The 21,801-nt window shown below is 46.9% G+C and carries 22 protein-coding genes; 13 read left to right on the forward strand and 9 right to left on the reverse strand.

Annotation, left to right across the window (positions count from 1 at the left end):
• Positions 1–13: 13 nt before the first annotated feature.
• From U0358_RS06070 to U0358_RS06080, 3 genes are all read right to left on the reverse strand, one after another.
• Positions 14–382: a hypothetical protein gene (locus U0358_RS06070; RefSeq protein WP_322407389.1), complete on the reverse strand. Its 369-nt coding sequence runs from the start codon at positions 380–382 to the stop codon at positions 14–16.
• A gap of 118 nt (positions 383–500) precedes the next feature.
• A complete protein-coding gene (locus U0358_RS06075; protein WP_322407390.1) occupies positions 501–923 on the reverse strand; it encodes an MAPEG family protein in 423 nt (140 codons plus the stop codon).
• Between the two features lie 30 nt (positions 924–953).
• Positions 954–1,256, reverse strand: coding sequence for a putative signal transducing protein (locus U0358_RS06080; RefSeq protein ID WP_317496745.1), 303 nt, complete (start codon positions 1,254–1,256; stop codon positions 954–956).
• A 108-nt stretch (positions 1,257–1,364) separates the two neighbouring features.
• Here U0358_RS06080 and U0358_RS06085 point away from each other — a divergent pair, with 108 nt between their 5' ends.
• Positions 1,365–1,631 (forward strand): DksA/TraR family C4-type zinc finger protein, encoded by a 267-nt coding sequence (locus U0358_RS06085; RefSeq protein WP_317496746.1) that lies wholly within the window; start codon positions 1,365–1,367, stop codon positions 1,629–1,631.
• Between the two features lies 1 nt (position 1,632).
• Here U0358_RS06085 and U0358_RS06090 read toward each other — a convergent pair whose 3' ends face one another.
• On the reverse strand, positions 1,633–4,122 hold the full coding sequence (locus U0358_RS06090; RefSeq protein ID WP_322407391.1) for a bifunctional diguanylate cyclase/phosphodiesterase: 2,490 nt from the start codon (positions 4,120–4,122) through the stop codon (positions 1,633–1,635).
• Between the two features lie 40 nt (positions 4,123–4,162).
• A complete protein-coding gene (locus tag U0358_RS06095) occupies positions 4,163–4,885 on the reverse strand; it encodes a sulfite exporter TauE/SafE family protein (RefSeq protein WP_322407392.1) in 723 nt (240 codons plus the stop codon).
• 92 nt (positions 4,886–4,977) lie between these two features.
• Here U0358_RS06095 and ftsB point away from each other — a divergent pair, with 92 nt between their 5' ends.
• From ftsB to rpoS, 9 genes are all read left to right on the forward strand, one after another.
• On the forward strand, positions 4,978–5,259 hold the full coding sequence (gene ftsB, locus U0358_RS06100) for a cell division protein FtsB (protein ID WP_322407393.1): 282 nt from the start codon (positions 4,978–4,980) through the stop codon (positions 5,257–5,259).
• Between the two features lie 18 nt (positions 5,260–5,277).
• The gene (ispD, locus tag U0358_RS06105; protein ID WP_317496749.1) at positions 5,278–6,039 is read left to right on the forward strand and encodes a 2-C-methyl-D-erythritol 4-phosphate cytidylyltransferase; all 762 of its coding nucleotides are present in this window, start codon (positions 5,278–5,280) and stop codon (positions 6,037–6,039) included.
• A gap of 15 nt (positions 6,040–6,054) precedes the next feature.
• Positions 6,055–6,534 (forward strand): 2-C-methyl-D-erythritol 2,4-cyclodiphosphate synthase, encoded by a 480-nt coding sequence (gene ispF / locus U0358_RS06110; RefSeq protein WP_317496750.1) that lies wholly within the window; start codon positions 6,055–6,057, stop codon positions 6,532–6,534.
• Entirely contained in the window at positions 6,534–7,586 is a 1,053-nt protein-coding gene (gene truD, locus U0358_RS06115) for a tRNA pseudouridine(13) synthase TruD (RefSeq protein WP_322407394.1), read from the forward strand. Before ispF ends, truD begins: the two co-directional genes overlap by 1 nt.
• A complete protein-coding gene (gene surE / locus U0358_RS06120; protein WP_317496752.1) occupies positions 7,583–8,335 on the forward strand; it encodes a 5'/3'-nucleotidase SurE in 753 nt (250 codons plus the stop codon). Before truD ends, surE begins: the two co-directional genes overlap by 4 nt.
• Complete coding sequence (locus tag U0358_RS06125; RefSeq protein WP_404398985.1) at positions 8,335–8,976, forward strand: protein-L-isoaspartate(D-aspartate) O-methyltransferase; 642 nt, start codon at positions 8,335–8,337, stop codon at positions 8,974–8,976. Before surE ends, U0358_RS06125 begins: the two co-directional genes overlap by 1 nt.
• Positions 8,973–9,557 carry a YqaA family protein gene (locus U0358_RS06130; RefSeq protein WP_114981397.1) on the forward strand — a complete coding sequence of 195 codons (585 nt, stop codon included), beginning with the start codon at positions 8,973–8,975 and terminating at the stop codon, positions 9,555–9,557. The genes U0358_RS06125 and U0358_RS06130 overlap by 4 nt, the downstream gene beginning before the upstream one ends.
• Positions 9,558–10,475, forward strand: a complete 918-nt coding sequence (locus U0358_RS06135; RefSeq protein WP_322407395.1) for a peptidoglycan DD-metalloendopeptidase family protein — start codon at positions 9,558–9,560, stop codon at positions 10,473–10,475.
• Positions 10,476–10,553: 78 nt separating this feature from the next.
• Positions 10,554–11,522: an RNA polymerase sigma factor RpoS gene (gene rpoS, locus U0358_RS06140; RefSeq protein ID WP_317496754.1), complete on the forward strand. Its 969-nt coding sequence runs from the start codon at positions 10,554–10,556 to the stop codon at positions 11,520–11,522.
• 41 nt (positions 11,523–11,563) lie between these two features.
• On the opposite strand, the gene mutS is transcribed toward rpoS, so the two are convergent.
• A complete protein-coding gene (gene mutS / locus U0358_RS06145) occupies positions 11,564–14,179 on the reverse strand; it encodes a DNA mismatch repair protein MutS (RefSeq protein WP_322407396.1) in 2,616 nt (871 codons plus the stop codon).
• A gap of 30 nt (positions 14,180–14,209) precedes the next feature.
• Between mutS and U0358_RS06150 the strand changes: the two genes are divergently transcribed.
• Together U0358_RS06150 and recA are read left to right on the forward strand one after the other, a co-directional pair.
• The gene (locus U0358_RS06150) at positions 14,210–14,716 is read left to right on the forward strand and encodes a CinA family protein (RefSeq protein WP_317496756.1); all 507 of its coding nucleotides are present in this window, start codon (positions 14,210–14,212) and stop codon (positions 14,714–14,716) included.
• A gap of 99 nt (positions 14,717–14,815) precedes the next feature.
• Positions 14,816–15,934, forward strand: a complete 1,119-nt coding sequence (gene recA / locus U0358_RS06155) for a recombinase RecA (protein ID WP_317496757.1) — start codon at positions 14,816–14,818, stop codon at positions 15,932–15,934.
• A gap of 60 nt (positions 15,935–15,994) precedes the next feature.
• Here the strand turns inward: recA and U0358_RS06160 are convergent, their stop codons facing one another.
• Positions 15,995–17,317: an anti-phage deoxyguanosine triphosphatase gene (locus U0358_RS06160; protein ID WP_322407397.1), complete on the reverse strand. Its 1,323-nt coding sequence runs from the start codon at positions 17,315–17,317 to the stop codon at positions 15,995–15,997.
• A gap of 80 nt (positions 17,318–17,397) precedes the next feature.
• On the opposite strand from U0358_RS06160, the gene rssA reads away from it, so the two are divergent.
• Entirely contained in the window at positions 17,398–18,372 is a 975-nt protein-coding gene (rssA, locus tag U0358_RS06165) for a patatin-like phospholipase RssA (protein WP_317496759.1), read from the forward strand.
• Between the two features lie 70 nt (positions 18,373–18,442).
• Here rssA and ggt read toward each other — a convergent pair whose 3' ends face one another.
• Positions 18,443–20,152: a gamma-glutamyltransferase gene (ggt, locus tag U0358_RS06170; RefSeq protein WP_317496760.1), complete on the reverse strand. Its 1,710-nt coding sequence runs from the start codon at positions 20,150–20,152 to the stop codon at positions 18,443–18,445.
• Between the two features lie 104 nt (positions 20,153–20,256).
• Entirely contained in the window at positions 20,257–21,786 is a 1,530-nt protein-coding gene (putP, locus tag U0358_RS06175; RefSeq protein WP_317496761.1) for a sodium/proline symporter PutP, read from the reverse strand.
• Between the last annotated feature and the right edge of the window lie 15 nt (positions 21,787–21,801).

Genomic DNA, 21,801 nt, shown 5'->3' on the forward strand with positions numbered 1-21,801 from the left:
TTAGCTATGTATATTAATCTTCAGGAACGTTGTAAGCAGAACCATAGCATTCAATATAACTTTCACAGGATCGGTATTTTGAAGAACGGCATTGCTCAATAACTAGCCCATTCCCTCCTCTTTGATAAACTTTGGTTTTTAAGTTGTCGATGACGGCTGACTGATTAGCTTTGGGGTCTTTGAGGTTCTGTTGACAGTAGTTAGCAGATACTCCGCCAAGTGATTCAGCTTGAAATGTGATCATTTGCTGAAATGAATACTCTTTCACCGCAATCATTCGATATTTATTTTTCGCATAGGGTTCTACGTTTGTATTAAAGCTCGCACTACTGCAGCCAATTAAAAAGGCGCTGATTGCCGTGATGGATAAAAATGCTTTCATAGAATTTGGAACTCTTACCTTTGTTGTCTTACCAAATTATAGTTATATTTATTTGTTATCAATAGTTATAGCGGGCCGGCGCATTGTCGGCCCGTTAAGTAAATAGATCTAATGATAATTAGATCAGAGTTATGCCGCATAAGATCAATAATGCAATGTTACCGGCTAAACCTATCATAAAGAAATAGCTGCGGGGACTGGGGTTTTTCTCTGTTGCTATGGCGTAGTAAAGAACCATATGAATTAAGCGTGCAATAGCGAAAATCCAGATAAACAGCCCCGTCCAGAAAGCGCTGGCACCTATGAAGAAAGCAAGAAATACTGTGCCCAGCATCAGCGGATAGTTCTCTAATGAGTTCATTAGGGTACGATGAGCACGAAACACAAAAGATGAATGACTCAGTGAGTCGTCGATTTTGCCCGGGACGGCACCGGGTTGCTTCGCTTTTTGACCACTGGCAATAACCCATTGAACCAGCAAAATGACTAGTGCAATAAGAACGCCCCAATAAGCCATGGTATAAGTTTCACTTCCGTTCATTTTAAATCTCCTTTCGTTTTGTATGAATCATTAAGCCGGGCTTCCACAATTCCAGCAGACTTCAAAAGCGGCTCCGTTAATTTCCTGACAATTATTGCAACGCCAGTCCGCCCCGTTAGCCTGCTCTTCCATGTTTTCAATCAGTGTTTTAGCGACAGCGAGTTGAGTATCTTCAACAAGCCAGAGCTCAGGCCAGGTATCTAATGGCGCTAAATCACCAGCGGCGCCACTGGAAAACTCATTTTTCATAACCGTTTCAATGCCTTCCATTTGCAATAGGTTACGAGCGTTTTCCACTAATAGTTTGTTTTCATGGGTATAAATAAGTTTCATAGGCGTTTCTTATAGGTAAAACCTGAATAGCAGTTAATTTTTACGTTATAGTTAATGTATCAGACTCAGCGTCTGTTTGTGTTCTCCATTTTTTCTAAGGAGTTGTATATGGCGGGTGGCTGGTCGCACGATGGTGCCGTACAGGAACAAATTGATGCCAGTACCGAAGATGAAGTAAAACGCGTACGCAGCAAACTTACCGGCGGCGAAAGTCTGGAGTTTTGCGAAGAGTGTGGTGAGCCTATTCCGGAAGCCCGGCGCAAAGCTATTCCGGGTGTTCGTCTGTGTGTGGAATGCCAGGCGGAACTCGACAAGCAGGATTCAAGCAAAGCGGGCTTTAACCGGAGGGGGAGTAAAGACAGCCAGCTACGTTAAGCTATGGAGCTGTCTTATCTGCCAGAAGTTCGGACTCAGGTACGGGCTTACTGAACAGGTAGCCTTGAAAGGTATCGCAATTTAGCCGGGCCAAATAATTAAACTGTTCTTCGGTTTCGACTCCCTCAGCAACAATGTTCAGTTTTAGACTTTCTCCTAGCTGAATAATGGTGTGAACAATTTGAGCTTTTTCTTTACTATCCAGCATATTGCGTACGAACGACACGTCAATTTTCAGGGTGTCGAACGGAATTTGCATAAGATAGGAAAGAGACGAGTAACCCGTACCGAAATCATCCAGCGCGAACTCAATACCAAGCAGCTTCAAACGCTTTATTTTGTTGGTGACGCTGGAAATGTCATCCATCAGTAAGCTTTCTGTGAGCTCCAGCTTTAACTTATGAGGCGGTACCTCATACTTTTCTACCAGAAGTTGAACCTGCTCAACAAATTCGGGTTGTTGAAATTGTTTGGCACTGACGTTAATCGACAGTTGCATCTTTGCTTTTTCCGGGCTCTGTTGCCATTGCTGGAGAATTTGGCAGGCGCGCTCAGTAATCCAGTACCCCAGAGGAACAATCAAACCGGTTTCTTCGGCTAAAGGAATGAAGTCAGAAGGAGAAACAAAGCGACCATCACTTTGTTTCCAGCGGATGAGTGCTTCAGCTCCGGTAGCCTTTGACTCAACATTTACCTGGGGTTGCAGATAAAGTTCGAATTCGTTCTGTTTTATTGCATGACGCAATTGCTCTTCCAGTTTGACTCGTTTGCTGACTGCATCGGCAAAGTCTTGACGGAACAGTGAGACCTCTCCCGTGCCTTTGCGTTTTGAGTGAGATAATGCGAGGCCTGACTGCGTCATTAAGGTTTCAGCATTTGATTCGCTGTCGTCAAACAAGGAAGCGCCTGCGCTAAAGGAGCAAAGGTGTGTATAGCTGTTTAACTGATAGGGCTGTTGTAGTTGATCCTGCAATTGATAAATTCGGGTCAACAATTGCTGTTTTATGTTAATTGAATTACCGCGCTCAAGGCCAGTTAACACAACGGCGAATTCGTTCGCGCTCAAACGCGCCAGGAATGAGTTGGCTTTGGTTGAGCTTTTCAGCCTTTCTGCCACGCGTTTTAGCAGCAAATCACCCATGTCCGAACCCAGGGTATTATTCAGTATTTTAAATTTATCGATATCGCACAGAATTAACGCGCCGTTTTGCCCGTCTTTCTTATCGGTTGCAAGCTTATCCTGCAAATGATCCAACAAAGAACGGCGATTCGCTAATCCGGTTAAGGCATCGTTGTAAGCCAGGTTACGGATACGTTCACTGGACTCAACTTCTGCACTAATGTCGGTGACCGTTGCGACAAAATGTCGTTCTTTTTGTTGGTTGTAGCGTACTTCTGAAATACTTAAGCGTACAGGAAAAGTCGCGCCAGAGCGCTTTTTCGCATTAACTTTACCTTGCCATGCTGCTCTATGAACTAACGTGCTCTTGATATTTTCCAGTAATTTATCGGCGTGCTCAATATAGTTTTCAATATTGAGTTTACTTCCTTTTAATTGTTTTAGTTCCTCCCCAGTGAGTCGCGTAAAGGCCTGGTTCGCTAATAAAACACGGTTGTGCTCGTCGAATAGCAACAAGCCGTCATCTATGGCACTAATAACTTCATAAAGTTGCTCTGCCGACATTTGGGCCAATTTTTGCTGCTGCTGTAAACGCCGGTCTATCTGCGAGGCTATAATAGCCATCAAAGCGGTTAAGCACGAACCAATGCCGACAACATACGCCAGCCAGTTGCCGTGGCCTATGAATGTTGTATCGGGTTCTCTTGCAGGATAAAAATTAGCCGCGATCATGGCGGTATAATGCATACCTGAGATAGCCAGAGCAATAATAGCTGCTACAACAACTTGTGCACTTCTTCGTGTGAACCAGCTGGTTTTTTGGGTTCGCTTGTAATGCCGATATGCAAGAGAGGCAATAATGCCCAGCGATACGGCAATAACGACCGAAAGTATAAACCAAAATGGGTCATAACGAAGGTGAGCTGGCACTTGCATTGCAGCCATACCGGTATAGTGCATGAGGCCAATACCTGCGCCTAATATAGTGCCTGCTATTATTATAGCACCGCCCGACGACTCAGATATTTGGATTTTCATGGCAATAAAACTGCCGACAATGGCAGGGACAACCGAAATAAGAGTTAATAATACGCCATGACTCATGGGAAGGTTAAGTTCAAAAGCCAGCATACCAATAAAATGCATACTCCAGACGCCGACACCAGAGATGGCCGCACTGACAACTAGCCAACTGTAGCGAGCAAACTTTGCCTGATATATTCGTACGCGCTCCAGCGTGAGTATTGCGGTATAAGAGGCAAGTAGCGCAACACAATAAGAGAGAGTGACTAACCCAGGATTATGGGAGCCATTTATAGAGGGTTGGGAAAATTGACCCAAATCAAAAAATGCGTATAGGGCTTCAAGCATAAAGTTAATTTTACCAGAGCTAGTGGCTGGAGTACTAAAATTATTTAATACTTTGCATTACGACACTGACTCCCGAAAGTATCATTAATGCCAGAGTCAACTGTCGAAAACGCTGTTCTGATACATGGTGTTGAAGTCTTTGCCCGACGCTGGCGCCAATAAGCGCGCAGGGTAGTAAGGTGAGCACCAAATAAAAATGGGACTCTGTGTAAATAGACTGGCGCGAGAAATTCGCGACATTTGCCATGGCAATGCAGCAGAAAAACAGACTGAGCGTAGCGCGAAATTGCTGTTTGGGAATACGGGCATTGGCCAGAAATAAAACAATGGGAGGCCCGCCTAATGTCATTAGTCCGTTGAGTAAGCCGGAGCCCGTACCCACTGCAATATGTCCGGGCGTATGTTCCGCTGTTGGTAGTTGTTTACCGCTGGCTAGTGCGAGTGCAACAGCCAGTATGACAAAACCGAGAACCAGTTTAATAAGCTGTTCGTTTACGCTTAGCAGCAAGGAGCCCGATATCAGAGAGGCGATGACGCCTGAAAAAATCAGCCACTTCCATTGAGACGGGCGAGCTGCTTCTCTGTTTTTCCAATAAATCCAGCCGCCTATCACAATATTAACGACAGACAGCGCAGGCGTAAGTAAGCTAATAGGAAACCACAGCGCCAGAATTGGGACGGCTAACAAACCGGAGCCAAAACCGCTTACCCCCTGAATCAAAGCTGCGAAGAAAAATACTATTGCGGCAGCGAAATACTCCAAATGAACCTCTTTTGTCTTATAATGCTGAAAACGGCTTTTCAGTCACGCCAATAGTCTTCATAATGATAACAGGAAAAACAACGGAGCTGAGCATGCGGGTGACTCTGGTCGTGTTGTTGGCCTTGTTCCTTGCGTTACAATACCGTCTGTGGTTTGGCAAAAACAGCCTACCGGATTATTGGCGGTTGCAGCAAGAAGTCAGCAGTCAGAAAAATACGAATGAAAATCTGGAAAGACGTAACCAACTTATTTACGCAGATATCGAAGATTTGCGCGAAGGGGAAGATGCGCTGGAAGAGCGTGCCCGTAACGAACTAGGGATGGTAAAAAAAGATGAATTTTTCTTCCGTCTTGTACCTGATCGTAACCCATAGCATGAACGGGTGAGCGAGATGAAAAGTGAGTCAGAGAGCCACGCAGACGGTCAGGCTGATTCGTTAATGGCTGTAATTCCTGCGGCTGGCAACGGAAGCCGTATGCAGACAAACGTCCCCAAACAGTTTCTCACGGTCGCTAACCGGACTTTGCTGGAGTACAGCATCGAAGCCATATTGAACGATTCGCGGGTGAAACAGGTTTTCGTCGCGGTTTCTGACCCTAATGGTGAATACCTTATTGAGCTTAAAGAAACCCTGCCAATAAAGGTTCATTTTGTACAAGGCGGGAATAGCCGTGCCGAATCTGTAATGGCTGGAGTTAAAGTTGCCGTTTCGCAAGGGGCTACCCACGTGCTGGTGCATGATGCAGCGCGTCCGTGCTTACCGAAAAGGGCACTAACAGCGGTTATTGATTATGGATTAACGGATCCTCAAGGCGCAATTCTGGCCATTCCGGTAAGAGACTCTTTGAAACGTGCTGTTATCGCTATCAATAATGAAAACGGTCTGACTCATATAGAATCCAGTGTTGATCGGGAAGCGCTTTGGCAGGCACAGACACCACAAGTTTTTCATGCAGAACGTTTACGCCAGGCTATTGAGCAGATGGGAGCGCTAAACCCTCAGTTAACGGACGAAGCGTCGGCTATGCAATGGTGTGGCTTTCAGCCGGCGCTTATTCCCGGGTCTATCCGTAATTTAAAAGTGACTCATCCGGAAGATTTTGAATGTGTTCGCGACTGGTTATTAGCGAACAATAATGATCATAAAAATTAAAGAGGGCAGTCGTTCATGAAAATCCGTGTTGGCCATGGTTATGACGTTCATCGTTGGGGTTCTGATAAGCCTTTGATTTTAGGAGGCATTGAAATTGAGCATGATCAGGGACTTGTCGCTCATTCCGACGGAGATGTTGTTCTGCACGCTGTCACCGACGCGTTATTGGGCGCTTTAGCTTTGGGTGATATTGGTCAGCACTTTCCGGATACCGATGAACGCTATGCCGGGGCAGATAGTGCCGAATTGCTGAGTCATGCAGTAAGTCTATGTCAGGACAAAGAGTTTAAGACCGGTAACATTGATGTAACCGTTGTCGCTCAGGCTCCGAAAATGGCACCTCGTATTGACGATATGCGGGCCAGTATTGCTCAATGTTTAAAAACCTGCATCGATAATGTGAATGTCAAAGCGACAACGACAGAAAAATTGGGCTTTGTGGGGCGTGAAGAAGGTATTGCCTGTCATGCCGTGGTTCTTATGGAGTCATTTTAATGTTGGCACCCTCACAAGTGTCTTTGGCTGAGTTACCACGTTTACATAAAGGGCACAGACCGCAGGCCGAATTTAAACAGACGCCGGAAGATTTTCAGGTTATTGAGCAGCTGGATGTTGCCGATGACGGTGAAGGTGAGCACCAGTGGCTTTGGGTTAGGAAAACCGGAGCTAATACAAATTTTTGTGCGGAGAAAATAGCCCGGTTTGCCGGAGTATCAGAGAGAAATGTCAGTTACTCAGGGTTAAAAGATCGTCAGGCGGTGACCTGGCAATGGTTTTCTATTCAGCTACCCGGCAAAGAAACGCTTAACTGGAACGAGTTAAATGATGAAGAAATGTCAGTTGAGCGAGTAATACGCAGAACCAAAAAATTAAAGACGGGGTTTCACCGTGCGAATCGCTTCGTTATCCGGTTAGCTAATGTTAGTTCCAGAGAGGCGCTGGAAAAGCTCTGGCAAGGAGTGAGTGAGCGGGGTGTAATAAATTATTTTGGCGAGCAGCGCTTTGGCCGCAGCGGAGATAACGTAGCCCAGGCAGAGCGCTGGCTTATGGCGAGCCGACCACCGCGTATCAGCCGCACCAAACGAAGCCTCTATTTGTCTGCACTGCGCAGCTATTTATTTAACGAGATAGTGGCTGAGCGAATACGCGACTTTGGTATTGAGGGCCATCTGGAAGGTGATTGTGTCATGCTGGAAGGCTCCCAGTCGGTTTTTACCGTAGAGCAATGGGACGACGAACTTAAACAACGGCTGGCAAATAACAATATTTACTTAACGGCACCTTTAGCGGGAAGCACGACTAAACCCTTAGTTAAGGGGGAAGCCGAGGCCTTTGAACAACGTTTTTTACAAGCTTTCGATAGTTGGTTACAGGCGCTCAAAAAGCTGCGTGTAGAAGCAGCTCGGCGGGCTATTCTGTTGCGCATAGAAAACCCAGAAATGAGTTGGCAGGGCAAGGACGCAGAACTTCGCTTTACGCTTCCATCCGGTGCTTATGCAACAGCCGTGTTAAATGAAATTGTGGACTTAAGTGGTGAATCCAGATGATGAAAATTCTATTGAGTAATGATGACGGCGTACACGCTCCGGGAATTCTCGCGTTGTACCAGGCTTTAAAGGAAGTGGCAGATGTAAGAGTGATAGCTCCGGATCGTAACTGCAGTGGTGCCAGTAATTCGTTAACCTTACATAATCCTTTGCGGGTGCGCCGGCTGGATAATGGCTTCTATTCTGTTAATGGCACGCCGACAGATTGTGTTCATTTAGGTACAAATTCGCCAATGGCTGAAGACGTGGATTTAGTCGTATCTGGTATTAATGACAGCCCCAATATGGGTGATGATGTATTGTACTCGGGCACGGTTGCGGCCGCGATGGAGGGGCGTTTTATGGGGCTGCCTTCGATTGCGGTGTCAATGGGGGGCCGTGGACACGACTACTATGACACCGCCGGGCGAGTCGTGGCAGAAATTGTCGCAAATATGGAAAACGATCCGCTGCGACTGGATACGGTACTGAATATCAATGTGCCTTATACGACCTACGATAAGTTAAAAGGCACGCGGGTGACTAAATTGGGGCGTCGGCATCGTGCAGAGACCATGGTTCACGACCGAGACCCTTTTGGCAGCGAAATCTTTTGGTATGGACCCATTGGGCATCATGCAAGTGATGAACCTAATACTGATTTTACCGCGATTCAAGAGGGGTATGTTTCTATTACACCGCTAAGCCTGGATATGACAGCGCAAAGACACACCGATACACTGACAGACTGGTTAAAACAACAAAAATGATGATTAGTAATGGACAGTCGCGGGTTAAGCGGCTGATTCAACAATTAGAGGATCTCGGCATTACCAACAAAGAGGTTTTGAGGGTGATATCTGAAACCCCAAGACATCTGTTTATGCCCGAGTCATTAGCTCACAAAGCCTATGAAAATACGGCACTACCTATTGGTAACGGGCAGACCATTTCGCAGCCATTAATGGTGGCAACAATGACGCAGTTATTAATGCAGCATCATTGTAAAAATGTGCTGGAGATAGGCACAGGGTCGGGTTATCAGACGGCGGTTCTGGCTCAGCTGGTTGACAAGGTTTTCAGTGTTGAGCGTATTGCTACGTTGCAGTATCAGGCCAAGCGACGCATGCGGCAGTTGGATTTACATAATGTTGCCATGCGTCATGGCGATGGCTGGAAAGGCTGGCGCAGCAAGGGTCCGTTCGACGGCATTATTGTTACCGCGGCTGCCAGCGACATACCTCAGGATTTAGTGGATCAGCTTGCCGACGGCGGCGTGATGATCATTCCGGTCGGCGAACAGAACCAGTCGCAGAGCCTGGTCGTTATGCGTCGCTTTGGTGACTCTTTGGAACAACAGCGTATTGGTGATGTGCGTTTCGTGCCTTTAGTTAAGGGAGATGTCGTTTGAAGCTGTTCTCCGCACTGTACGATAAAGTATTATCCTGGACTCAGCACCCCAGAGCAGACATTATTCTTGGTCTGTTGAGTTTTGCCGAATCGGTGATATTTCCTATACCACCCGATGTTATGCTGGCGCCAATGGCAATGACCCAGCCTAAAAGGGCGTGGCGATTAGCGTTTCTGACGACAGTTACCTCAGTCGCAGGCGGAATTTTAGGCTACTTTCTCGGCTACTGGGCCTATGAATCACTAGTTCTGCCAGCGGTTGAGGCACTTGGCTATGAGTCGAAGCTGCTTACTGTGCAGGGCTGGTTTTCGGACTGGGGTGTTTGGATAGTATTTATTGCAGGCTTTTCTCCCATTCCTTATAAACTGTTTACGGTAACTGCCGGCGTTATGCAAATAGCGTTTTTTCCTTTTGTTATTGCATCGGCTATCAGTCGCGGTATGCGCTTTTATCTGGTGGCCTGGCTGTTGCGCACTGGTGGGCCGGAAATGGGCGTGAAACTTCGTGAATATGTTGACCGCATTGGCTGGACACTGGTAATACTGGTTATTATTGGGTACGTAATAGCGCAGTTGGTATAAATGATGTTGGTATCGTCCGGGGCAATTAAGCAATCTCTATTATTGGTTTTTGCCATCATTCTGCTGCAGGCTTGCAGTGGCCGGTCGGCACCTGCGCCCGTCGAAGAACTCTATACCGGAAAAACTTACCGCGATTTTGAAGCCAACTCAATTAACGACAAAGAGTATGAAGTTCAGCCCGGAGAAACACTCTATTCAATAGCTTTCCGGGCTAACCTGGATGTCCAGGATATTGCCCATATCAATAATTTACAAAAACCTTACACTATTTATCCGGGACAAAAGTTGAGTTTGGAAAGCGCACCGCAACGAGGCGCCACCACAGCCAGAAAGGCGCAGCGAACAGCTAGTGCTAAACAGAATAAAAAAGCCTCTGATAACGCACAAAATAATATAAAAACGCCCGTTGCTAATAAGAAACAGAAAGGGTATGGTCAAAAAACAAGCGCGAGAAAAACGGTTGGAAAACAAACCGATAAGGGGAGCAAGAGCCAACCGATTCAGCGAATTGAACGGTCCGAAGTGGCTCAACCGAGTAATAACAATATTATTTGGCGTTGGCCTTCATCGGGGAAGATAATAGCTGACTTCTCGTTGCGTGAACAAGGCAATAAAGGAATAGATTTTGCCGGTGGTCGGGGTGATTCAGTTAACGCCGCGGCGGCAGGAAAAGTGGTTTACGTTGGAAACGCATTACACGGGTTTGGTAATTTAATCATTTTGAAACATAACGATGATTTTATTACTGCCTACGCTCACAATGAAGACATTCTGGTACAGGAGAGAGAATGGGTGGACGTAGGTGAGACTATCGGACGTATGGGAGATTCCGGTAGTTCTCGTGTGAAATTGCATTTTGAGGTTCGTTTTCGTGGTAAGTCAGTCAATCCGAGGCATTACTTACCCAAATCTCGCTAGTCATGTGGGAATAATAATAACAAGATAAGGAAGTCGACGTGTGTTGTAACACGGTGTTCAGTATAACAGGAGCTTGTTATGAGCCGCATAAAGGAAGAAGCAGTTGAAAACGTCGAAGCTAATGAAGAAGAGTCTATTGTAGATAGCACAGACAGCACAGCAGAAGAGTTGGAAGAGGCGCTATCCTCGTCTTCAACTCAATATCAAAAGAAGATGGACGCGACGCAGTTATACCTGGGAGAAATTGGGTTCTCTCCTTTACTGACTGCTGAAGAGGAGGTCTTTTATTCCCGCCGTGCATTGAAAGGCGACAAAGCAGCTCGCCGTCGTATGATTGAAAGTAACCTCAGACTGGTTGTTAAAATTGCCCGTCGTTATTCTAATCGCGGATTGCCGTTATTAGATTTAGTTGAAGAGGGTAATCTGGGGCTTATTCGGGCGGTCGAAAAGTTCGATCCTGAACGCGGGTTTCGTTTCTCAACTTACGCTACCTGGTGGATACGACAAACGATTGAACGCGCTATTATGAACCAGACGCGTACCATTAGATTGCCGATTCACGTTGTTAAAGAGCTTAACGTGTACCTTCGTGCTGCCCGTGAACTTGCGCATAAACTGGATCACGAGCCAACTGCCGAAGACATTGCGAAAAGCCTCGATAAGCCGGTGGGCGACATCACCAAAATGTTGCGTCTGAATGAACGCATTGGTTCGGTAGATACGCCCATAGGCGGCGATAACGATAAAGCCTTGTTGGATATCCTGACCGATGATGCGGATACCGGTCCGGAAGGTGTTTTACAGGATGAAAACCTGAAAGGAAATATCACTGAATGGTTGCAGTCGTTAAGTGAGAAACAACGTGAGGTTCTCGCTCGCCGTTTCGGGCTAATGGGCTATGAACCTTCAACTTTAGAGGATGTTGGTCGTGAAATTGGTCTCACACGTGAGCGAGTCCGACAGATACAAGTGGAAGCCCTGCGTAAATTACGTGATTCGTTAAAACAGCAAGGCTTAACGTTAGATTCTCTATTTACTGCTCAGTAAATAGAGCAATGACTGAAAGTATTTTCAGTAATGAAAAAGGCTCAACTTTTCGTTGAGCCTTTTTGTTTCTGCTGCCATTGGTAAAGAATATCCAGCGCCTGTTTCGGGGTCAGACCATCAATGTCCAGTTGTTCCAGCTCATCACGCAGTGGGTCGCGTTTTTCTGTATGAGACGGGATAGCTTCAGGCGGAGGAGTGAGTTCCATAGTGGTTTGTTTGGGGTCGTTTAAAACTCCGTGGTGAGTATGCTCCAGCTCTGACAACTTTTGTTTTGCTTTATGAATGACATGATCGGGCACTCCGGCCAGTTTAGCCACTTGCAAACCAAAGCTCTGACTGGCTGCTCCAGGGCTTACTTTATGCAAAAAGGCGATGGTATCGCCGTACTCTTTCGCATCGACGTGAACGTTTACCGTGGCTGGCAACTCTTCTGCCAACTCGGTTAACTCGAAGTAATGAGTGGCGAATAAAGTAAGACACTGGAGTTGCCGGGAAAGGTAGTCGGCACAAGACCACGCCAGTGACAAGCCGTCATAGGTTGAAGTACCACGACCAATTTCATCCATAAGCACCAGGCTTTTTGCAGTGGCGTTATGCAGAATGTTTGCGGTTTCTGTCATTTCTACCATAAAAGTCGAACGGCCTGAGGCTAAATCATCAGAGGCACCAATACGGGTAAAGATACGATCGATGTCGCCAATAATTGCCTTATCAGCTGGTACATAGCAGCCCATGTGCGCCAGAATAACGATTAACGCGGCTTGTCGCATATAAGTCGATTTACCGCCCATGTTAGGGCCGGTTATCATCAGCATACGTTGCTGAGGTGCCAGCGACATGGGGTTAGCAATAAAAGGCTCATCGCTTAGTTGTTCAATAACCGGGTGACGGGCTGCTTCCAATTCAATTAAGCTGGTTTCCTTTTGCAGCTGTGGGCGACAATAACGATAATTGTCAGCCAGCCGGGCAAAACAGCACAAGGTATCGAGTTGAGCCAGACCCGAAGCGCTTTTTTGCAGTGCGTTTACCTGTGGCAATAAGTGCTCAAAGAGTTGGTCGTAAAGCCATTTTTCTCTGGCCAGAGAGCGGGCCTGAGCATTCAGAACTTTGTCTTCGTGCTCTTTTAGCTCAGGAATAATATAGCGTTCTGTATTTTTTAGTGTCTGGCGGCGCTGATAGTCATCGGGTACCGCTTCTGATGACTGCCGGCTGACTTCAATGAAGTAACCATGAACTCTGTTATAGCCAACTTTTAATGTGGCAATACCACTTCTCTCACGCTCACGCTGCTCCAGTTGTTTCAGGTAATCGGTAGCACCCGTTGCAAGATCGCGCAATTCATCAAGCTCTTTATCGTATCCTTCGGCAATAACACCACCGTCGCGAATCAATAAAGGTGGCTGCTCAATAACGGCTTTAGTCAGCAAGTCGACAACTTCTGGAAAGGGTTCAATAATGTCTTTCAGATAGCTCAGCGAACGGTGAGATAAAGACGCTCTGACTTCCGGTATTTTAGCCAGGCTGTCGCGCAAACGTGCAAAGTCTTTCGGACGCGCGCTTCGCAAGCCCACACGGGCAACAATACGTTCAATGTCGGCTAACTGTTTTAATGCTAGCTGTATATTTTCAAAACTCAGATTTTCTTTTAACGCATCGACAGCGTCGTAGCGCTGGTTGAGTTCCTGATGATTGCGAACCGGGCGCTGCAACCAACGTTGAAACTGACGGCTACCCATAGCTGAAACGGTTTTGTCGAGTACCGCCGAAAGATGCGTATCGCCTTCACCCATGCTCTGCTGTAGCTCAAGGTTTCTGCGTGTTGCGGCGTCGAGAATAATAGCGTCTTGCGGATGCTCTGTAACCAGCGCCTGAATATGAGGCAGAGCAGCGCGTTGAGTTTCTTTTACATAATGCAAAATAGCACCGGCAGCGGCCAAGGTAGGCTCATTATTTTTGATACCAAAGCCTTCTAAATGCTGAGTGCCAAATTGGCGCGTCAGTAGCATAAACGCGGTTTGTTGCTCAAACTCCCAGGCCGGTCGGCGTTTGCATTTTGCTTTAGCCAAAGGTAGCCCGGCTAACGAGATAGATTCCGGATAGAGCAGTTCGGCCGGTTCTAAACGCTGCATTTCTGCAGCCAGCTGTTCACTGGAATGGGCTTTGGTTATCCAGAAACGGCCGCTACTTAGCTCCAGACTGGATATCGCGTATTCCGCTTCTGGCTGTTTCGGATTCAGCGGGCAAATAGCAACTAACAGGTTTTGTCTTTTTTCTGCTAACAGCGACTCGTCAGTAACGGTACCAGGTGTAACAATACGCACGACTTTTCTCTCAACCGGGCCCTTGCTCGTTGCCGGATCGCCAATTTGTTCGCAGATGGCAACCGATTCGCCCATATTGACCAGGCGCGCCAGATAGCTTTCTACTGCGTGATAGGGAACACCTGCCATTGGAATAGGTTCACCATTACTCTGACCCCGCGCGGTTAGGGAGATATCCAACAGTTGCGCTGAGCGCTTGGCGTCTTCAAAAAACAGTTCGTAAAAGTCCCCCATGCGATAGAATAAAAGCATGTCAGCATGCTCCGCTTTTATCCGTAGGTATTGCTGCATCATTGGGGTATGTGATTGGATCTGTTTATCAGAGAATTCAGGCATAATTGATTATTCTTATCTGGAGCCAGTGTTATGTTAGCAACCACGGCAATCGCGCCGCAAACCTTTAAACTCGCGGAACAAGTGGGTTCGAGTCTACAGCAGAAGCAGCAGACACTATGCACCGCAGAATCTTGTACCGGAGGGGGAATAGGATACGCTATTACCGAAGTTGCGGGAAGTTCTGCTTGGTTTAATGGTGGATTAATCACCTATACTAACGGTCTTAAGCAAAAGTTGTTGTCGGTTGAGTCTCGCGTACTGGAAAAGCACGGGGCAGTATCCGAAGCTTGTGTTCAGCAAATGGCGACTAGTGCCATTGCGGCATGCGATGCCGACTGGGGGATTGCAGTAAGTGGTGTTGCAGGGCCTGCGGGTGGCACAGCGGAGAAACCGGTGGGTCTGGTATGGATGGCAATAGCAAATAGTGACAGCTGTTGGTGCTGGTCTGAACAATTTGCGGGTGACCGCACTCAGGTGCGTCTACAAACCTTAGATGCGGTTCTGGGTAAGCTTATAAATCTAATTGAATTACAATAAGTTACTTTTGTTTTAGTGAAAAAATAAGAACAACGCTTGATACTGTAAATGTGTACAGTATACTGTTTATAAAACCAGTGATTAATAACGGAGCTTATAATGAGCAATGATCGTCAAAAGGCGTTAGATGCAGCGCTCGGACAAATCGAACGTCAATTTGGTAAAGGTTCTATCATGCGTCTGGGCGATAACCAGACTCTGGATATCGACTCTGTTTCAACCGGTTCGCTAGGACTGGATATTGCTCTTGGTATTGGTGGCTTACCTTTTGGACGAGTTATAGAAATTTACGGTCCTGAGTCCAGTGGTAAAACGACCATGACTCTTGAAGTGATTGCCGAGGCACAAAAAATGGGTAAGACCTGTGCCTTTGTTGATGCTGAGCACGCATTGGATCCGATTTACGCGGAAGCTTTAGGCGTTAACGTTGATGACTTATTAATATCTCAGCCAGATACTGGTGAGCAGGCTTTAGAAATTTGCGACATGCTGGTTCGTTCCGGCGCAGTCGATATTGTTATTGTTGACTCGGTAGCCGCGCTAACACCCAAAGCGGAAATTGAAGGGGAAATGGGCGATAGCCATGTTGGTTTGCAGGCTCGTCTAATGTCTCAAGCGTTGCGTAAGCTAACCTCGAACATTAAAAAATCTAACACCATGTGTATTTTTATCAACCAAATTCGGATGAAAATTGGTGTGATGTTTGGTAATCCTGAAACCACAACGGGTGGTAACGCATTGAAATTTTACTCTTCGGTTCGTCTGGATATTCGCCGTACCGGTGCATTGAAAGAAGGTGACGAAGTTGTGGGTAACGAAACCCGCGTGAAAGTGGTTAAAAACAAGGTAGCTCCACCGTTTAAAGAAGCGCATTTCCAAATTTTATACGGCAAAGGCATTTCTAAAGAAGGTGAGCTCATCGACTTGGGTGTTAAACACAAAATGGTTGATAAAGCCGGTGCCTGGTACAGCTATAACGGCGACAAAATTGGTCAGGGTAAAGCTAACTCAATGAAGTTTTTGCAGGAGAACCCTAAAATTTCCGACGAATTAGAAGGTCGTATTCGCGAACTTCTGTTGTCGAAACCAGAAAAGCGAACAAAAGAAACTCGTGAAGCTGAGCGTGCTGCTGCGAAAGACGATGCGAAGAGCGAGGCTAAGGCTGACAAGAAAGCAGAAAAGAAAGGTAACGCGAAAGACGATATCAGTTTGTCATAACTGGCTTATTTTTCGGAATAACAAGCCGGAGCTTATTGCTCCGGTTTTTTATGAGTAAAATTACTGAAATGCACTTTTGGGCGAGCTGACCGAGAACAACTCCTGGTAGAGTTTAGCGGCGTAACCGTCAGTCATGCCGGAAAGGTAATCAGAAATTACGCGCAAAGCATTCCCACCTTTTTGTTGCTGATGCAAGTAACGTACACGGGTGTTTTCAGGCAATAAACGTTCCGGCTCTACGGCTAAAACTTCAAACAGCTCCATAACAATTTGCTGCCCTTTAAATTCCTGCGCTTGCATTTCTGGTTTTCGAATCACCCATTTAAAAATAAATTGCTTTAGTGAATTTAGCAGAATTTTTTCGGGAGCTCCTAACTCAACTTCATATTGCAGCAAAGGGCAGTCAAAACTGTCTTCCGTAGAGGTAAGTCTTGCTGAGGTAAGCAGCCGATTGACTAATCCTCCTATTGCCTGCTTGCGGAGGTGATGGCTGCCGGAGAAGAGATCCTCGGTTAACTTTCGGGCGTTAAAGTCGGAAAGTTCTGCTTCAAGCTGCTGTAAGTCAGAGAACATATGTTCTTCCCAGTGATGCCTCTGGATCAGGCCGACAACAATGGCGTCCTCAAGATCGTGAACGCCGTAGGCTATATCATCAGCCGCTTCCATAATCGATGCATCAACACTTTTTAGAGCACTTTTCCCATGGGTAGTTTGTAATGGTCCGTGCACTAACGACTGGAAATGTTTCTTATCGTTAGTGCTTAGCGGCTGAAGTACCCAGTCTAACTGTCCTGAGTCGTCGTCATACAAGGCTTTTGGTGGCAGCCATTCGCGAGTGGGTAAATGGCGAAAGTTTGTTACCTCAGGGGGAAGTTTTTGTCTTCGGATTGCACTGGCTAATACCGGGTACTTTAACAGCCCCAGCAGAGTTCTTCGGGTTAAGCTCATGCCATGCTCAGGCGTATAAGCTTCAAGCTGGGTGACAATACGAAATGTCTGACCGTTACCTTCAAATCCGCCGTTGTTACGCATCATATAATTAAGAGCAATTTCACCACCGTGGCCAAATGGTGGATGGCCTATGTCGTGCGCCAGACATAAAGATTCGAGTAAAGGCTCTGACAGCTCCAGTTGCTCAGTCAGGGCCGGATGCCGGTTACTTAAATGGACTACCAGACTAGCACCAATTTGGCTGGCTTCCAGTGAGTGCGTCAGTCGTGTACGGGGGAAGTCGTGCATACCAACATACATAACCTGAGTTTTTGCCTGCAGTCGCCGGAATGCAGCACTGTGAAGAATTCGGGCTTTGTCCCGTTGAAAGTTTGTGCGGGTATCGTTAGGGCGCTGTTCTGATGTACCTGACTGACGTTCTGTCCAAATCATCTAACTGCTCAGTGATGTTGTTGACGAATGAGTAATCATAGTACGATAGATACATTATTAAGAAAAGCAGGAAACAGCACATGTCTGAAGTGAAAGTCGCTTTAGCTCTGGGCTCTGGAGCGGCAAGAGGATGGGCGCACATTGGTGTCATTAAGGCATTGGAAGAGATGGGCGTGCGCATAAATATGGTGGCCGGTACATCAATTGGATCGTTAGTGGGGGCAGGTTATGCGTCCGGGCGATTGGCCGAGGTAGAGCAATGGGTTCAGGGCATGAACCGTTGGGAAGTGTTTAATTTGCTGGATTTTGGTTTTAACCATGGTGGCATCATTGGTGGGGAGAAAGTCTTTAATCGCGCCCGCGAGGAGTTTGGCCAGCGTAACATTGAAGATTTACCTGTGACTTATGGCGCGGTCGCTACTGATTTATATAGTGGCCGCGAGATTTGGTTGCGCAGCGGCGACCTATACGATGCCTCCAGAGCGTCTTGTGCCATGCCTGGAATATTGTCTCCCAAGTCATTCGATGGTCGCTGGTTAATCGACGGTGGTTTGGTTAATCCTGTTCCGGTGTCGTTATGCCGCGCTTTAGGTGCTGATTTTGTTATTGCCGTCCACCTGAATTCGCAGTTGAACTCCAAGGCTTTGCAACGTCGAGGCCGCAGTATTCCGCCTCAGACAGAGGCCGAACAGTTGGAAAAAGAAAAGACGGATGCGGAGATTCAGGATAACGAAAACGGATTTTTCGATAATATGTGGTCGGGCAGTAAAGAGTACCTGGATAGTTTTAAAGAACGCTTTAGAAATAACGGTGAAAAAGCGCCGGGTATGTTCAGTGTTATGGCCAGCTCTATAGACATTATGCAGGAGCGTATTACTAAGGCCCGTATGGCGGGTGATCCGCCTGATATCTTAGTGCAGCCTAAGCTAGGTCACATTGGTATTATGGAGTTTTATCGTGGTCAGGAAGCCATTGATCTTGGTTACGAAACAACGACCAGAATGCGTGACTTGATCATGGAAGAAATTGAACTCTATCGTGAACGCAGAGGCTAGTAAGAGCTTCTATTTGTATCTGAAAAGATAAAGCCGTTTCGTCTGGTCTGAGGCGAAACGGCTAACACTGTTAATAACCCGCAGCGTGCCCATCTTTACGGCTTTCCGAAGCCCCAATATAGACATCTTCTTCATGGTCTTTCCAGATAGCCTGATAACCACCATATGGACCCACGGCTTCCTGCAGTGTGTGCCCCATTTTTATCAGCTCACGGCGAGTGTGTTTAGAGAAACCGTTCTCGAGGCTCACAACACCGCCATCTTCCATTACCGACCCGGTTGGCTGACTTGAACCGGTATGCAGAATACGCGGCGCGTCACCGGCTTCTTGCAAGTTCATGCCAAAATCAATGAGATTGATAAGAATTTGTGCATGCATTTGTGGTTGAGTTGCACCACCCATAACCCCGTAGCTCATAAGAGGCTTACCGTCTTTAGTGACGAAGGCCGGGATAATGGTGTGAAAAGGGCGTTTACCTGGTTCAAATACGTTACGGTGGTTTGGGTCTAGCGCAAAAAGCTCTCCCCGGTTTTGCAGAACGAACCCTAAACCGGTTGGAGTAACGCCTGAACCCATGCCGCGATAGTTACTTTGAATCAGTGACACCATATTGCCGTTTTTATCGGCAGTGGTCAGATAAATAGTGTCGCCCTCTGTGGGAGGGTTACCCGGCTCATAAGAGCGCCCAGCGTGCTCAGAATTAATCAACTGTGCACGCTTTTTGCCGTATTCTTTGTCAATAAGGCCTTGAACAGGTACATCATTGAACGCCGGATCCGAATAGTATTTAGCACGGTCTTCAAAAGCGAGCTTCTTGGCTTCAACAAAATGATGGATGTACTCCGGGCTGTCGTAACCCATTGCTTTGATATCAAACTGTTCAAGCATGTTTAAAATTTGAAGTGCGGCAATTCCCTGGGTGTTAGGCGGTAATTCCCATAAATCGTATCCGCGGTAGTTAGTCGAGACAGGATCGACCCAGGTTGATGTATGCTGAGCTAAGTCTTCGTAGGAAAGAAAGCCGCCATGTTTCTCCACGAAATCACTAATGGTGTGAGCAATGTCACCTTTATAAAAGCTGTCACGGCCCTCGTTGGCGAGCATTTTGTAAGTATTGGCCAGATCCGGGTTTTTAAATCGCTCTCCTTTTTCCGGTACATTACCGTCACGCATAAAGACATCGGTAAAGCCGGGGATATCTTTTAGTACTTCGGCGTTACGCTTCATGTAATAAGCGATGACTTCGGTAACTGGGAAACCGGATTCAGCATAGTTAATAGCTGGCTGTAATATTTTCTCCATGCCTAACTCACCGAAGCGATCGTGCAGTTCAAACCAGCCGTCTACTGCCCCGGGAACGGATAAGGGCAGTACACCGCGAGCAGGAATTGATTCATATCCGTTTTCTTTAAAATAGTCGAGCGTTAAGCTTTGCGGAGAACGGCCGGAGGCATTGAGGCCATAAAGTTTCCTAGCCTCAGCATCCCAGACAATGGCGTAGAGGTCGCCACCAATGCCGTTTCCGGTTGGCTCGACCAGACCTAATACCGCATTCGCTGCAATAGCGGCATCTATTGCATTACCGCCTTCCTGCATAATATCTAACGCAACTTGCGTGGCTAATGGCTGGCTTGTTGCGGCCATTGCCGTAGGCGCCATAGCTTCCGAGCGGGTAGCAAAGTGATGCCCGGTAATACGGTCACTGGCATTACTGGGTAAGGTTGTTGCCGCGCAGGAAAATGCGAGCGCGGCGGATGCAATAATGTTTAATTTAGCCATAGTGGTTACCTTTTTGTTTTTTTCCACTATAGGCCGGACTTCCAAAACAAAAAAGACCAGCCACGATGGGCTGGTCTTTTTATCAGTTACAAGGCGTAAATAGCTTAACCTTTTTTGTCACCATGGTAGTAATCATCAATGACACTTTCCATTTCAACAAATTTATCCTGAAGCTCTTGCTCTGGTTCAGCAGTCATTTTGCTGAAGACGATGACTGCCAGAGTAGACAGGATAAATCCAGGTACTATTTCATAAACGTAAGCTGAAAGGTGCTCGCCACCAAAGGTTGGTCCGTAAATCCAGAACAACACTGTTATGGCACCGGCTAACATCCCTGCCAATGCGCCGTTGCGGTTCATACGCTTCCAGAATAGGCTTAGAATAACAACGGGGCCGAATGCTGCGCCGAAGCCAGCCCAGGCGTTACTGACCAGACTCAGAATGGTATTTTCCGGGTTCCATGCCAGCCAGATGGCGACCAACGAGACAGCCAGAACAGACAGACGTCCAACAAAAACCAGCTCTTTTTGACTTGCATCTTTACGCAGGAAGGCTTTATAGAAGTCTTCGGTTAAAGAGCTTGAGCTAACCAGCAGTTGAGAGGAGATAGTACTCATAATTGCTGCGAGTATAGCGGCCAGCAGGAAACCACCAATTAAAGGGTGGAACAGGAACTGAGAAAAGATAATGAAAATAGTTTCAGCATCGGGGAGACTCATCTGCGTCTCAGAGACGTAAGAAATACCGACAAAACCTGTTGCCATGGCACCAATGATAGAAACCGTCATCCATGAAACACCGATACGACGAGCGGCTTTGACATCGCTTACTGAGCGAATTGCCATGAAACGCACGATAATGTGTGGTTGGCCAAAGTAACCAAGCCCCCAGGCGAGCAATGAAACGATACCAAGAAACCCTAGCATTTCACCCGTTTCGCCATCTTTAAAGAATTGCAGGAAGTCTGGATTAATGTCTCCAACCTGACCTACAACACTGCTGTATCCACCAAGTTCAGCAAAGGCGACGATTGGAACCAGGACCAGGGCAACGAACATGATGCAGCCCTGCACGAAGTCCGTCATACTCACTGCCAAAAAACCGCCGAACAGGGTATAGGCACAAACGACACCAGCCGTGACCCAGAGACCTGTGGTGTAGTCCATGCCGAAGGAACTGTCGAACAGCTTTCCTCCCGCAACTAAGCTGGCTGAAGTGTACAAGGTGAAGAAGATGATAATAACGACTGAAGAAAAGATACGCAGGCGACGACCTTTATCGTTAAATCGATTAGCAAAGTAGTCGGGTATCGTAATTGAGTCGTTAGCAACTTCGGTGTAGGTTCTGAGGCGGGGTGCCACAATGACATAGTTTAAGAATGCACCAATGACCAGACCCACTGCAATCCACAACTGTGACACGCCAGAGACGTAAATTGCACCGGGTAAGCCCATCAACATCCAGCCACTCATATCAGATGCACCTGCTGATAATGCTGTAACTGCAGGGCCTAAGCCTCGTCCTCCAAGCATGTAGCCTGAAACCGAGTCGGTAGACTTTTTATAGGCATAAAGCCCAATACCTAGCATGACAATAAAGTACAGCGCTAGTGATATCAGAGTACCTGTTTCCACATTAAACTCCCGTTT

Source organism: Idiomarina sp. PL1-037, from assembly GCF_034422975.1.
Classification (GTDB): domain Bacteria; phylum Pseudomonadota; class Gammaproteobacteria; order Enterobacterales; family Alteromonadaceae; genus Idiomarina.

What these genes read in the sequence shown, in the direction of transcription:
- U0358_RS06070 (WP_322407389.1), bottom strand. Translation starts at nt 382, where the DNA reads ATGAAAGCATTTTTATCCATCACGGCAATCAGCGCCTTTTTAATTGGC.
- U0358_RS06075 (WP_322407390.1), bottom strand. Translation starts at nt 923, where the DNA reads ATGAACGGAAGTGAAACTTATACCATGGCTTATTGGGGCGTTCTTATT.
- U0358_RS06080 (WP_317496745.1), bottom strand. Translation starts at nt 1,256, where the DNA reads ATGAAACTTATTTATACCCATGAAAACAAACTATTAGTGGAAAACGCT.
- U0358_RS06085 (WP_317496746.1), top strand. Translation starts at nt 1,365, where the DNA reads ATGGCGGGTGGCTGGTCGCACGATGGTGCCGTACAGGAACAAATTGAT.
- U0358_RS06090 (WP_322407391.1), bottom strand. Translation starts at nt 4,122, where the DNA reads ATGCTTGAAGCCCTATACGCATTTTTTGATTTGGGTCAATTTTCCCAA.
- ftsB (WP_322407393.1), top strand. Translation starts at nt 4,978, where the DNA reads ATGCGGGTGACTCTGGTCGTGTTGTTGGCCTTGTTCCTTGCGTTACAA.
- ispD (WP_317496749.1), top strand. Translation starts at nt 5,278, where the DNA reads ATGAAAAGTGAGTCAGAGAGCCACGCAGACGGTCAGGCTGATTCGTTA.
- ispF (WP_317496750.1), top strand. Translation starts at nt 6,055, where the DNA reads ATGAAAATCCGTGTTGGCCATGGTTATGACGTTCATCGTTGGGGTTCT.
- truD (WP_322407394.1), top strand. Translation starts at nt 6,534, where the DNA reads ATGTTGGCACCCTCACAAGTGTCTTTGGCTGAGTTACCACGTTTACAT.
- surE (WP_317496752.1), top strand. Translation starts at nt 7,583, where the DNA reads ATGATGAAAATTCTATTGAGTAATGATGACGGCGTACACGCTCCGGGA.
- U0358_RS06125 (WP_404398985.1), top strand. Translation starts at nt 8,335, where the DNA reads ATGATTAGTAATGGACAGTCGCGGGTTAAGCGGCTGATTCAACAATTA.
- U0358_RS06135 (WP_322407395.1), top strand. Translation starts at nt 9,558, where the DNA reads ATGATGTTGGTATCGTCCGGGGCAATTAAGCAATCTCTATTATTGGTT.
- rpoS (WP_317496754.1), top strand. Translation starts at nt 10,554, where the DNA reads ATGAGCCGCATAAAGGAAGAAGCAGTTGAAAACGTCGAAGCTAATGAA.
- mutS (WP_322407396.1), bottom strand. Translation starts at nt 14,179, where the DNA reads ATGCCTGAATTCTCTGATAAACAGATCCAATCACATACCCCAATGATG.
- U0358_RS06150 (WP_317496756.1), top strand. Translation starts at nt 14,210, where the DNA reads ATGTTAGCAACCACGGCAATCGCGCCGCAAACCTTTAAACTCGCGGAA.
- recA (WP_317496757.1), top strand. Translation starts at nt 14,816, where the DNA reads ATGAGCAATGATCGTCAAAAGGCGTTAGATGCAGCGCTCGGACAAATC.
- U0358_RS06160 (WP_322407397.1), bottom strand. Translation starts at nt 17,317, where the DNA reads ATGATTTGGACAGAACGTCAGTCAGGTACATCAGAACAGCGCCCTAAC.
- rssA (WP_317496759.1), top strand. Translation starts at nt 17,398, where the DNA reads ATGTCTGAAGTGAAAGTCGCTTTAGCTCTGGGCTCTGGAGCGGCAAGA.
- ggt (WP_317496760.1), bottom strand. Translation starts at nt 20,152, where the DNA reads ATGGCTAAATTAAACATTATTGCATCCGCCGCGCTCGCATTTTCCTGC.